We start from the raw sequence: 13033 nt of genomic DNA on the forward strand, positions 1-13033 counted from the left end.
TTGCACGCTCCTTCCGGTCCGCGCCGCACCGGTGTGCCGCGGCCCGCTTCACAGATCGGGCAGTTCGAGATCGATGTCCGCGCGCTGCCGGGGCTCCTCGCCGGTGGGCGGGGCGCCCAGCCGCCGGGCGCGGGTCATGGCGAGATTGTCCGCCACCAGGGCCCGGTCCGGGTGCCGCCCGAAGCCCGTCCTGTCGTAGCCCAGCCGGGCGAACTCCTCCAACCGCACCGCCTCGTCCAGCTCGTCCAGCTCCACCAGGGCGTTCGCGACCGACGTGGCGGCCGCGAGCACCCAGGGGTGGTGGTCGCCGAGCCGCCGGCGCAGGTTCTCCTGCGCGGCCCGGCCGACGTCGCGGGCCTGCGGCAGCCGTCCGGCGCCGCGCAGATGGACGCCCAGGCGTACCCGGCACAGATCGGCGTACGGATGCTCGGGACCCAGCGTCGCCTCCAGTCCTTCCAGACAGCGTTCCGTCTCCGCCACGGCGCCGTCGTGGTCGCCGAGCAGATGGTGGTCGGCGGCGAGGCTGAACCGGCAGCGCAGCGCGGCGATGCTGCGCTCGCCCAGCATCGCCGCGGCCATGTCCAGGGTGCGCAGATCGCGCTCCTGCGCCCGCTCGTGGCTGCCGAGCCGGCGCTCGCTCACCGCCAGCCCGTTCTCGGCCTGCACCACCAGCGGCACCCGGCTGATCGGGGGCTGCGCCCCGCCCAGCACCCGCGCCTTCTTGAGCAACTGGTAGGACTCGATGTTCTGGCCCAGCAGCCGGTGCATCTCAGCCAGTTTCGGGACCATGCCCTCCACCACCGGGTCGTCGTCCCCGCCGACGGCGCGCCGGTGGTCGTAGAGGATGCGCAGGATGCGCAGGCCCTCGGTGTAGTTGCCGAGCACGGCGTAGCGCCAGGCGAGATTGCGGCGCATCTGCTCGGTGGTCCAGTGCCGCGGCCCGAGCAGCCGGGTCATGGCGCGCGCGGCGTGCAGCCCCTCGTCCAGGGCGTCGCCGAACCGGCCGAAGGTGCGCAGGTTCGCCGCGTACCCGTCGGCCGCCAGCAGCGCGCGGGGATGGCCGAGGCCGAGCCGGGTGCGGTAGCTCTGCAGGACGCTGCGGGCCATCCGAGCGGACGGCCCGTAGACCTGGAGGTGGCGCAGCGTCTGCGACAGCATCGACCGCAGCCGCAGCCCCTCCAGGGAGTCCGGCTCCCAGTACGGTTCGGCCAGTTCCGCCAGCCGCCGGGCGTCCTGGAGGTGCTGCTCCTCCTGGCTGACGATCAGATCGGACAGATGGCCGAGCAGAGCCTGGCGGACCTCGGGACGGTGGTCCGCCCAGAGTCTGAGCGCGTCGATCTGCCGGCCGCGGCGCACGATCGTCTGCGGGGCGGGCGCCGGCCGGTCCTGGTCGGTCACCAGCAGGGTGTCGCCGATCGCGGCCCGCAGTTCCTCCTCCCGGTCGGCCCGGTCGGCGCCGCTCATCTCCGCGACGATCAGGTCCCGCAGCACCCGGTGCTGGCGGACGGGCTGGTCGGGACGGGCGAAGTCGAAGTCCAGCAGACCGTGCCGGTTCATCGCCCACAGCGAGGCGTCGATCAGCAGCTGGTCGCCGGAGCGCACCGGCGCGGTCGGATCGCCGGGCCGGCCGCCGGACGGGTCCGGCGCGGTACGGGCCAGCGCCGCCGCCAGCTGCCGGGAGTGCAGCAGACGCAGATCCGCGCCGGCCCCGGTGAGCAGGGCGCACGCCTCCAGCAGCCACACCAGCGCCCGGCTGCCCACCGGCTCCCGCGCCCACGCCTCGGCCGCCGGGGTGCGCAGCAGGGAGGCGCGGGCCAGCTGCAGCAGTACCTCCACGCTCGGCGTCGGACCCGCACCGTGCGCCTGGCGGCGCGGGTCGAAAGCCCGACTGAAGTCGTCCACCGCGGTCAGCAGCGCCTGCGGCCCCGACTGGTTGACCGCCTCCGCCCGCTCGGCGGCCACCCGCAGCCAGCAGGCGGCCAGCCACAGCGCCAGCGGCAGCGGCCCGACCCGCTGGGCGACGGTCCGCGCGGACAGCGGCGTCAGCCCCGGCACCATCGTGGTGAGCAGCGCCTCGCTCTCGTCCCGGGTGAACGGCGGCACCTCCAGGGCGCCGCGGCCGGCCTCCTCGGCGGCGGCGCGGGCGCCGATCAGCACATGGCAGTGCTCGGACGGTTCGGGTAGCAGCCCGGCGGCCCGCTCCGCGCCCGCCGCGTCGTCGATCTCGTCGCACACCAGCAGCCACCGCTCGCCGAGGGCGTCGGCGCGCGAGCGCAGAGCCCGCACGTGCGCGGCGGCGTCCTGCCGGGTGGGCTCGCCGAGGGCGCCGCCGAGCGCGGTGAGACCGGACAGGACCTCGCTGCGGTCGTCGCCGGTCAGCCACCACACCACGTCGTAGGAGCCGCCGAAACGGTGGCAGAACTCCAGCAGCACCTCGCTCTTGCCGATGCCCGGCGCGCCCGACACCAGGCAGGGGCGGTGCTCGCGGGCCAGCTCGGCGACCTCGGCGCGGATCTCGTCGAGCAGCGCGTCCCGGCCGACGAAGGCGACGTTGCGGGCGACGAGGTTGGTGCTGTTGGGCAGGCTCGGGAAGCGGCGGCCGCGGGACGGACGGACCGTGCCGGCGGACAGGTCCAGGGCGCGCAGCAGCCGCTCGGCCGCACGCTGTTCGGACAGCCGGCGCAGATCGACGCGCTGGTGGTGGGCGAACTCGCGGGGCAGCGCCTCGTCGTCGACCAGGACCATCCGCACCCCGGGGTCGGACAGCTCCCGCAGCGCCTGCCGGTCCTCGGGGCCCGGGGCGGTCGGCGGCAGGAGCAGCAGCACCTCGTCCGGGCCGGGCGGCTGGACCGGCCAGTCGCCGTAGGAGCGGCGGACCACCTGGACGCGGGAGCCGCGCAGCCGGTCCTCGATCCACTCCGCCCACACCGCGTGCCGGGGACCGCAGACCAGCAGCGCCCTGGCGGGCCGGGAGAAGCGGGGCCGGTCCAGGGCCTGCGCCAGCCGCTCCAGCGCGGGGCGGACGCGTTCGGCGAAACCGTTGCCGGGCTCCAGCTCCATGCCGAGGCGGGGACTGCGCTCCGACAGCGCGTGGTAGGGGATCTCCAGGTAGCGGGCGGGCCGGCCGTCGCCGAGCGGGGCGAAGCGCTCGCGGGCCCGGTCGCGGGCCAGCCGCAGCTGGTCCTCGTGGGCCGGGTCGGTCTGCAGGGCGAGCGCCAGCACCTCGAAGGGCCGCTCGGCGTGGGCGCGCAGCCGCTGGGCCAGCAGGACGGCGGACTCGATGAAGGAGGAGGCCGCGGTGAAGCACATCACCAGCACCGACGGCAGCCGGGCCAGGTCGGCGGCCTGCCGGTCGGTGCGGATCAGCGGGGCGTCCACGAGGACGTCGTCGTAGGCGCCGAAGGCCGGGTCCTCCGGCGCGGGCAGCGCACGCAGCGCGTCGTGCCCCTTGAGGGTGACGATGCCGACGGGCCGGACGGCGCCGGCCGGATGCCACTCCTCCACCGCGGGACCGCCCTCGCTGTCGGCGAGCAGGGCGGGGCCGGGCGTGACGGACCGGACGTAGTACCGGGTGCGGGCGTCCGCGTTGCGCGCGTCCAGCACCAGCACCCGGCGGCCGGAACGGGCCAGCAGCACGGCGGTGTTCAGCAGGGTCGTGGTCTGGCCGATGTTCTCCGCCGTGGAACAGAACACCGTCACGCGGGGGCGCTGGTTTCGGCCGTCCGCCTCGGACATCTCGGCTCCGCTTCGCTTCGGGGTGGGTGCGTCCGCGTGGCTCTAATCAGCCTCGGGCAGGGCGGGGGGATCGGGCTGCTGGGTGTAGTTGGTGTGGAACAGCGCATCCGGGCGGGCGGCTTCCTCCCGTACCCGGCGCAGCGCGAGAACCAGCGCGGATTCCGGCAGAGCGGCGATTTCCTCAAAGGGAAATTCGGACAGGTCGACCAATGGCGATTCCACGACGTTCCGCGCTTCGGTCTGATCATCCATACGGAGCCCCGTCATCCCGTTTCCGTCGAGAATCCGCCACGGTGTGGAGGACTGCCGGACAGTTGTGGTTTGGCCGGTGAACCCGGCTGCCAAACAACCGACTTGCTGCCACACTGCTGAGTCTACTGGCAACGACGGCGCGCAGAGCGCTCAGTGACGGGCGGCGCGCCACGCGACCCTCCGGGCCCGGACGGGACGCGAATACGTTCGCACACGGGAGATCCATGGGCGCGGAAACGGGTGAGTGCGGGCGGGCGGCCCTTCGCTCGCAAAACGGCGGATGCTCTTCCCCGAGCGACGCGAAACCCTCTTCCCCGGCCAGCCGAGAACCCTCTTCCCGGGCCGTGGCCGAACCTTCTTCGCCGGCCGGTCGCGGGAAATTCCCGTTCCACACCTTCGTCCTCAAGTTCCACAGCAGATGCGATCTGGCGTGCGACTACTGCTACATGTACCGGGCCGCCGACCAGAGCTGGCGGCACCAGCCCCGCTCGATGTCCCCGGCCGTCATCACCTGGACGGCCGACCGCATCGCCGAACACGTCCGCGCCCACGGACTGCGCGCCGTGACCGTGGTGCTGCACGGCGGCGAGCCGCTGCTCGCCGGACCCCTGCTGCTGCGCCGCGCGGTGACCGAGATCGCCCGCGCGGTGGGCCCGGGGGTGCGGGTCGAGACCTGTGTGCAGACCAACGCGTGGCGGCTGGACGAGGCCTGGCTCGACACGCTGGGCGAACTGGACGTACGCGTCGGGGTGAGCCTGGACGGCGATCGCGCCGCCCACGACCGGCACCGGGTGCGCCCCGGCGGCGGGGGCAGCCACGGACGGGTCGCCGCGGCCGTCCGGCGGCTCGCCGACGGCCCCCACCGGCGGCTGTTCGCCGGTCTGCTGTGCACGGTGGACCTGCGCAACGACCCCCACGCCACCTACCGGGAGCTGCTCAGCTACCGGCCCCCGATGATCGACTTCCTGCTCCCGCTGGGCACCTGGGCCGCTCCGCCGCCGGGCCGGACCGCCGGCCGGCCCGACACACCGTACGGCGACTGGCTGGCCGCCGTGTTCGAGCAGTGGTACGCCGCGCCGGTGCGCGAGACGGACGTACGCGTACTGCACAACGTGGTCTCCCTGGTGCTCGGCGGGCGCTCCCGCACCGAGGGACTGGGCCTGGAACCCGTCCGGTACGTCGTCGTGGAGACCGACGGCTCCATAGCCCTGGACGACACCCTGCGGGTGACCCGTGCCGGCGCCACCCGCACCGGCCTGCACGTCGCCCGCGACTCCTTCGACCGGGCGCTCGCCCACCCCGACGTCCGGGCCCGCCAGTCGGGGGCGGCGGCCCTGAGCGCTGTGTGCCGGGCCTGCGCGCTGCTGCCGGTGTGCGGCGGCGGCCACTACGTCCACCGCTACCGCGCCGACGGCACCGGCTTTCGCAACCCCAGCGTCTACTGCCCCGACCTCGCCTCGCTCATCCGGCACGTGCACCGCCGGGTGGCCGCGGACACCGCACGGCTGCGCCGCCTCTCACCGGTGCCGGAGGAGGCCTGCCCGTGACCCTGCGCCCCTACCGCCTGAGCGACCCGGTCTTCGAGGCGCTGGCCCGGGGCGGGGGCGGTGCGCCGGCGGTCCGGCTGCTCGCGGACGCCGAGTACGGCCGCCGGCTGCTGCTCCTACGGGCGGTGCTGGACCGGGCGCGGGAGCACGGCGGGGCGACACAGGCCCATGTGCGGCAGCTGTTCGGCGTGCTCGCCGAGGCCCGGCGCACCGCGCCCGCGGCCACCCGCCGGGTGCTCGCCCACCCCTCGGCGGGACCCCGGCTGGTGACCACCTGGCGGGCGCTGGAGCGGCCCGGCCAGGGCGCCGCGCTGCCGCTGGCGTCCGTCGCCGCGGCGGCCGCCCTCGCCGCCGGACTCGACCTCCCGGTCGCCTTCCGCGCCACCGGGCCGGGCGCCGTGCTGCCCGGCGTCGGAACGGTGCCGCTGCCCGGCCCCGGCCGGGACGGCGTCGTACGGCTGCGCGGCCGGGACCTGGAGTACGACGACGGCACGCGCCTGCGGCTGCCGCCGCCCGCCGAGCTGTACCGCGAGCGCCCCGGCTGGTGGCCGCTGCGCCCCGTGGCCGCCTGGGGAGTGGTCCTGGACGACGCCGACACCACGGACGGCCCCGCCCCCGCCCGGCTGTCCGCCGCCGAAGTGCGGTCCTGGCGGACGGGGGCCGCCTTCGCGCTGCGGCTGCTGCGCGCCCGGCATGCCGGACACGCCGGCGAACTGGCCGCCGGGCTGCGGTCGCTGATGCCGGTGCCCGTGGACGACGGCACCCACCACAGCGGAAGCTCGGCGGAGATGTTCGGCGGCGTCGCCCTGAGCCGCCCCGCCCGCGCCCGCGCCTTCGCCGAGACCCTGGTGCACGAGATGCAGCACAGCAAGCTGCTGGCCGTGATGCACCTGGTCGACCTGCTGGCCCCGGCCGGCCCGGACGAGCCGCCGCGCCTGCACTACGCGCCCTGGCGTGAGGACCCCAGACCACTGCCCGGCCTGCTGCACGGCACCTACGCCTTCCTGTCCGTGGCCCGGTTCTGGGCCGTGGAGGCGGCCGCGGAACGCGACCCCGGGGAGCGGTACCGGGCACAGGTGCGGTGCGCGCGCTGGCGCGGGGCCGCCGCGCGGGCCGCCGACGTAATCCTCACCGACGGCGCCGACCGGCTGACGCCGACCGGCCGCCGGTTCGTCACCGGGATGGCGCACGCCCTGGCGGACCTGAACGCAGCGCCGTTGCCGGCGAGCGCCGTACGCGAGGCGGACCGCCAGGCCGCGGAACACCGGGAGCGGCACCGGGCGGCCGGGCGACGCCGCGAGCGGCACCTGGCCGACGACGACCCCGTCCGCTGAGCGGCATTGACGGGCCGTCAGTTCTTGCGAGAGTGTGACACGTGTGAGCGGCTGTCGCGGGTGACCCGCGGCGCGTCGGACGGGCACGGACCGGGTAGGGGACACGCACAGCGGCTCGGCCATGGGGGTGGTGGGATGGGCACTGTGGTTCTGGTGCACGGCATCTGGAACGAGGAACAGGGAGTGCCCCCGCGGGAAGCGGCCCGGCACAAGGCCGACGACGCCGCGAAGCGGCTGCGCCAGGGCCTGGACGCCGCACACCTGACCCACGTCGCCGTACCTCCCCTGGTCATGGCCTACTATGCGCACCAACTCACCGACGGGTTCCGGTCGGACGCACAGTCCGCCGGCGAGGACGTCCTGGAGGACCTGACGCCCGCGCAGACGGCCGAGGCGCTGGAGTGGCTGCGCGCGGCCGGCGCCCGCGAACCCGACGACTCCCAGGCCGCGTTCCTCGCCCCCCTGCGCTGGACGCTCGGCCGTCTGGTCGCGCAGCGGGCCCCCGACTCCCCGCCCGGTGCCCGGCAGCGACTGACCGAACTGCTCTCACGGCTGGTCGTCGCCACCGTCCGGGACCTGGACTCCTACACCTCGCGCCCGGGCCGCCGCACCCTGATCCGGCAGACCGTCGCCGACGCCATCCGCGACAGCGGCGCCCGCGTCGTCGTGGCCCACTCGCTGGGCAGCGTCGTGGCGTACGAGACCCTGCACGCCCACCCCGACCTCGAACTGGACCTGCTGCTGACCCTCGGCTCGCCCCTCGGCCTTCCCGCGATGCTGCGCAAACTGGACCCCGAGCCCGTGGCCGGACGCGGCTCCCGCCCGCCGGGCGTACGGCACTGGACCAACATCGCCGACCTCGGCGACCTCGTGGCGATCCCGCCGCGGCTCGGCGGGGCGTTCCCCGTCGACCGGCACCACACCACCGACATCGGCCTGTTCGACCCGCACACCCTCGGCGGCTACCTCGCCGACGGACTCACGGCCGCCGCGCTCGCCCCGTACCTCGACGGCTCCTGAGGACGGGAGGAAGCCGGCCAGTGACGTTGCACGCGCTCGTGGCGGGCGCCGGGACCTTCCCGGAGCGCACCCTCACCGAGGAGGAGCGGGCCGCCGGCGCCGTCGCGCTGCGCTCCCTGCCCCGGGTCGCCGACGCCGTCGCCGAGGTGGCCCGGGCGCTGGCGGCGGCCGGGGCGCAGGTGGGCCCCGTGCTGACCGACCCGACCCGCCTGGAGTGGGACACGGCCTGGCGCACCGCGCGTGAACGGGCCGGCCGAGACCCCCTGATCCTCCACTTCTGCGGTCACGGCCTCCTCGTCGAGGACGACCTCTACCTCGCCGTGGCCGGCACCGACCCGGCGCGGAGCCGCATCCGCGCCACCGCCGTCGAGGTGGAGGCGCTGCTCAAGGACGTCCGTCAGGGCGACGGCGGACCGGTGCTGTTCCTGCTGGACGTGTGCCACGCGGGCGCCGCGCTGCGTCCCCAGCTCACCGCGCGGCTGCTCGGCGTCACGGACCGCAGGACCTGGGTCGTCGCGGCCTGCGACACCCGCGCCATCACCTACGGCGCCCGGTTCAGCACGGCCGCCGCCGGCGTCCTGGACCGCATCGCCCGGCGCGAACTGGTCGTCCCGCCCGAGTACGCCCACGTCCCGGTCGACCTGCTCGCCCGGGAGATCGACGCCGCGCTGGCCCGGGCGGACCGCGAACGGGGCGAACCCAAACAGGACGTCGTCCGCACCCCGCACGACGAGGCCGCGCTGCCGCCCGCACCCATCCTGCCCAACCCCTGGCACGGGGCGAGCCGCGCCGAACGCCTGTGGGCCGCCTACGACTCCGGACTGCTGGACTTCGCCGCCGCGCTCGACCCCCGGCTCGACGCCTTCCACTTCGTCACCCGCGCCACCGGCACCGGCCACGCCGGAACCTCCTTCTTCCGCGGCCGCGCCAGGCAGTTGGCGCACCTGCGGCACTGGCTCGACGACCCCGCCGGCGACGCCGGCCGACTGCTGGTGGTGACCGGCAGCCCCGGCGCCGGGAAGTCCGCGCTGCTCGGCGCCGCCGTCTGCGCGGTCCACCCGAAGTTCGCCGCGCTGCGCACGGAGATGGCCGTGGACGGCTTCCGCCCCCGCGAGAACCCCGACTTCGTCGCCGTGCACGCCAGCGGCCTGACCACACGGCAGGTCGTGGCCTCCCTCCACCGGCAGACGCACGGCGATCCGGCCACCGGGCCCGCACCGACCGAGGTCACCGCGGACCGGCTGCTGGACGTCCTCGGCGCGCGCGGCCCGGTGACCGTCGCCGTGGACGCCCTGGACGAGGCCGCCGACCCCGAGGAACTGCTGCGGCAGGTGCTGCTCCCACTGGCCGGCCGCACCCCCGAGGACCGGGCGCCCGGCTGCCGGGTGCTCATCGGCACCCGGCTGTGGCCCGACACCCTGCCCGCCCTGCACACGGCCCTGGCCGGCCGGCCGCGGGACCGCATCGACCTCGACACCGAGCGCCCGGACGTCCTCGCCCGTGATCTGGCCGCCTACCTCGACCGCATGCTCGGCCCCGGCTACCCCTCCGAGGTCGCGCGGACGCTGGGCCGGCGCCTGGCGTACTCCCTGGAACACGGCGCGTTCCTGACCGCCTTCCTCTACGGCTCCCATGTGCGCGCCCTGGCCGCCGCCGGCACCCCGCCGACCGCCGGGCGCGTCCTCGCCGACCTGCCCGCCGACCTGCCCGGCATGCTCGACCTGAACCTGCGCACCCTGCTCGCCGAGGACCCCTGGACCGGCCCCGTGCTGAGCGCCGTGGCACGAGCGGCCGGCCCCGGCATGCCCCTGGCGGCGATCCACGCCGTGGCGCTCGCCCTCGCCCCCGGCGCGCCCCGCGGCCCGCTGGCGCCCACGCCCGAGGACACCCGGCAGGCGCTGCGGCGCGGCCGGTTCTACCTGCGCGTCACCGCCGACGGCGACCGCAGGCTCTACCGCTTCTTCCACCGCGCCCTGGCCGAGCACCTCGCACCCCGGGCGGACGCCGGCGACGTACTGCGGGCGCTCCTGGCACAGGTCCCGGCCACCGGCGGGACACGCGACTGGACGGACGCCGACCCCTATCTGCTGCGCCACCTCGCCGACCACGCGGCCGAGTCCGGCCGGGCGGACCTGGACCGGCTCATCGCCGACCCACGCTACCTGCTGCACGCCGACCCGGACCGCCTCACCCGGCACCTGCACCGCGCCCGCGACCCCCGTGCACGCGCACACGCCGACGTGTACCGGCACAGCACCGCGCACGACCCGCGCCGCCACGACCCGGCCGTACGGCGCGACCTGCTGGACCTCGACGCGGCCGTGTGGCGCCGCCCCGACCTCGCCGCGTCCCTCGGCGCCGGGCCCGAGGCGCTCGCCCGGCCGCGCTGGGCCGTCAGCCGGACCGCCTCCCCGGCCCGGCTGCACACCCTGGCACCGCACGGCGGCCACGTCACGCGGGTCGCACTGACCTCCACGGCCCCGGGCGACGGCGGAACGGACCTCGTGGTCACCGTCGCGGACGACGGCCGGGTGCGCCGCTTCGACGCCCTGCGCGGCCAGCCGCTGCCCGCTCTCCAGGGCCACGAACCGCCCGGCCCGCAGACCCATGATCCGGCCGCCCTGCCCGGCCCGCAGGCCCACGGCCCGACCCTCCTGCCCGGCCCGCGCGTCCCCGACCCGCCCGCCCTGTCCGCCGGACCGGTCCGCGCGCTCGCCCCGGTCCGGTTGTCCGACGGCCGGAGCGTCCTGGTCTCCGGCGGCGACGGCGGCGGGATCAGCGTGCACGACCTGCGCACCGGCGCCCTGATCCACTCCGTCGTGGACCCCGGGGCCCGGCCGGTCGGCCTGCTCACCGCACTCGCCCTGCCGGACGGCGCGCGCGCCGTCACCGCCGGGAAGGGCAAGGAGTTCCTCGTCTGGGACGTGGAGGAAGGGCGGCTGCTGCACGAGGAGGACAGCCCCGCGGTGGTCGTACGGACCCTGGCGGCGGCCGAACTGACCGGCGGGGAAGCGGTGGTGCTCGCCGCCGGCGACGAGTACACGGCCATGGTGTGGGACCTGCGCACCGGCCGCCGGCTGCACACCCTCGGCCCGCACGGGGACTTCGTCCGTGCCGCCGCCGTCGTCCGCCGCGGCGACGGCGCCGACCTCGCGGTGACCGGCGACCGGGACGGCGCCGTGCGCGTGTGGGACCTGGCCGACGGAGCGCCCGTGCACGCGCTGCGCCGGCACACGGACTGGGTGACCGCGGTGGCCGCCGGCCGGGTCGGCGACCGGTGTCTGGCGGTCAGCGGGGACCGGTCGGGCCGCGTGGCCGTGTGGGACCTGGACACCGGGGACCTGCTGCACGACCTGGACGAACAGCAGGGGGTGATCACCCGGGCGGCGCTCGCCGAGGGTACGGGGACGGGCGTGGCGGTCACGGGCTGCGCCGACGGCCGGGTCGCCGTGTGGGACCTGGCCTCCGGCGGGCACACCCACGACTTCGCCGCCCACGCCGACGGCGTGCACGACGTGGCCGTGGGCCGCCTCGGCGAGCGGGTGGTCGCGGTCAGCGGCGGCGCGGACGGACGCGCCGTGGTCTGGGACGTCACGTCCTCCGGCCCGGACACGCCGGACACCGCCCACGACGAACCGGTCACGGCGCTCGCGGTCGCGCCGGAGGGTGGGGGTGCGGGTGCGTCCGATGGCGGTGGGGGCGGGGGTGTCGGGGGTGCGAGGGGTGGGCCGACTGGCGGGGCAGTGGAGCGGGACGCGGCGGACGACCCCGGTGTGTCGGCTGGCCACGCTGTGCGGGCGGGAGGTGTGGCCGGTGGCAGCGGCGCGCTGAGCGATACGTGTGCGCCGGTCCTGGAGGGCGCGGCCCGCGGCACGTGTGAGCCGGGTGCCGGCTGTGCTGCGGATGCCGGGAACGCGGCGCACGACGGCGGCGCCGTGTCCGTCGGGGGAGCGCGGGACGGCGAGGGCGCAGCGGGCGGCGGGGCTCGGCAGGGCCGCGATGTGCCGCGCGGCACGGGCGGGTTGCTCGTGGCCGTCGGCGGGGAGCGGACGGCCGAGGTGCGGGACCTCGCCGGCGGCCGGATCGTGCGCCGGCTGCTGGACCCCGGACGGCCGCTGCTGGTGCGGGCCGTCGCCACCGCCGAACTGCCGGGGGCCGGCCGTGTCGCGGCCACCGGCAGCCGGGACGGCCGGCTGCGGGTGTGGGACCTGGCCGGCGGAAGGCTGCTGCGGACCTGGGACTCGGGGACGGGACGCCTCCGGGCCATGGCGACCGGGCAGCTCACCGACGGGCGCCCGGTCGTCGTCGCGGGCGGCGACGAGGGCACGGCGACGGTCTGGGACCCGGCGACGGCCCGCCGCGTGGCGGTCTTCGCGGGCCACGACGGCGCCCGTATCCTCGCCCTCGCCGTCGTACCCGGCACCCCCGGGACGGTCGTCAGCGGGGACGACGCCGGCGCCCTGCTGCTGTGGGACGCGCACACCGGAGAGGAGACCGCGGCCCTGACCCGGGCGGGGGGACGCGTCGACGCGATCACCGCCGCCGCCCTGCCCGACGGGCGGACCGTCGCCGTGTCGGGGGAGGCCACCGGCGAGACCCGGCTGTGGGACCTCGGCCGGCCGGCGGCGGTGAGGCGACTGAACGGCCCACGGCTCCCGGTGACCGCCCTCGCGACGGCCCGGCTGCCGGACGGCCGGGCCGTGGTCCTCGGCGGTGGCGCCGACTGCCGCGTCCTCGCCTGGGACCCGGCGGACGGTACGCGGCTGCCGGCCACGTACCACCTGCCCGCGGCCGTGTGCGCGCTCGCCGCCTGCCCCGCGGGCTTCGTCGTCGCCCACGCGGCGGGCACGGCCTGCCTCACCTGGAACCCGGCCCTTGGCACAGGCGCTCCGCCCGCCGGGGGGCCGCTCCCCGCAGGGCCGCCGCACACCGGCAGTTGAGAGCGCGCGCGTCGGCGCGACCACTGCGCGCCGGAGCGCGTGGACCGGGCCGCGGCCCGGGGCGGCACCGGACGCAGGAGGCGGTGACGTCCGGTCCGGCGAGCCGTACGCGGAGGAGCCCTGGTGCGGCCACGTCCCCGGGTCCTTCCCGCACCAGCGGGAACCGGCCGCGCTGCTGCGGGGGTGAGGCGCGTGCCGGGCCGGG

General features: G+C 76.7%; 6 protein-coding genes. 4 read left to right on the forward strand and 2 right to left on the reverse strand.

Annotated features, from left to right (window positions below; translation table 11 throughout):
• Positions 1-48 precede the first annotated feature (48 nt).
• Both fxsT and AB0N63_RS15505 read right to left on the reverse strand, forming a co-directional pair.
• Entirely contained in the window at positions 49-3735 is a 3687-nt protein-coding gene (gene fxsT, locus AB0N63_RS15500) for an FxSxx-COOH system tetratricopeptide repeat protein (protein WP_365529171.1), read from the reverse strand.
• A 42-nt stretch (positions 3736-3777) separates the two neighbouring features.
• The gene (locus AB0N63_RS15505; protein ID WP_365529174.1) at positions 3778-3987 is read right to left on the reverse strand and encodes a hypothetical protein; all 210 of its coding nucleotides are present in this window, start codon (positions 3985-3987) and stop codon (positions 3778-3780) included.
• Positions 3988-4331: 344 nt separating this feature from the next.
• On the opposite strand from AB0N63_RS15505, the gene AB0N63_RS15510 reads away from it, so the two are divergent.
• The 4 genes from AB0N63_RS15510 to AB0N63_RS15525 all read left to right on the forward strand — a co-directional run bounded on the left by AB0N63_RS15510 (position 4332) and on the right by AB0N63_RS15525 (position 12828).
• Positions 4332-5534: an FxsB family cyclophane-forming radical SAM/SPASM peptide maturase gene (locus AB0N63_RS15510; RefSeq protein WP_365529177.1), complete on the forward strand. Its 1203-nt coding sequence runs from the start codon at positions 4332-4334 to the stop codon at positions 5532-5534.
• Complete coding sequence (locus AB0N63_RS15515) at positions 5531-6868, forward strand: HEXXH motif-containing putative peptide modification protein (RefSeq protein ID WP_365529180.1); 1338 nt, start codon at positions 5531-5533, stop codon at positions 6866-6868. Before AB0N63_RS15510 ends, AB0N63_RS15515 begins: the two co-directional genes overlap by 4 nt.
• Positions 6869-7003: 135 nt before the next feature.
• The gene (locus AB0N63_RS15520; protein WP_365529183.1) at positions 7004-7888 is read left to right on the forward strand and encodes a hypothetical protein; all 885 of its coding nucleotides are present in this window, start codon (positions 7004-7006) and stop codon (positions 7886-7888) included.
• Positions 7889-7908: 20 nt separating this feature from the next.
• Positions 7909-12828 (forward strand): AAA family ATPase, encoded by a 4920-nt coding sequence (locus AB0N63_RS15525; protein WP_365529186.1) that lies wholly within the window; start codon positions 7909-7911, stop codon positions 12826-12828.
• The last annotated feature ends 205 nt before the right edge of the window (positions 12829-13033 follow it).

This window comes from Streptomyces sp. NPDC093260, assembly GCF_040683715.1.
In the GTDB taxonomy this organism is placed as follows: domain Bacteria; phylum Actinomycetota; class Actinomycetes; order Streptomycetales; family Streptomycetaceae; genus Streptomyces; species Streptomyces sennicomposti.

Bases quoted from the DNA above. Each gene is read 5' to 3' on its own strand.
- fxsT (WP_365529171.1), bottom strand. From the start codon at position 3,735: ATGTCCGAGGCGGACGGCCGAAACCAGCGCCCCCGCGTGACGGTGTTC.
- AB0N63_RS15505 (WP_365529174.1), bottom strand. From the start codon at position 3,987: ATGGATGATCAGACCGAAGCGCGGAACGTCGTGGAATCGCCATTGGTC.
- AB0N63_RS15520 (WP_365529183.1), top strand. From the start codon at position 7,004: ATGGGCACTGTGGTTCTGGTGCACGGCATCTGGAACGAGGAACAGGGA.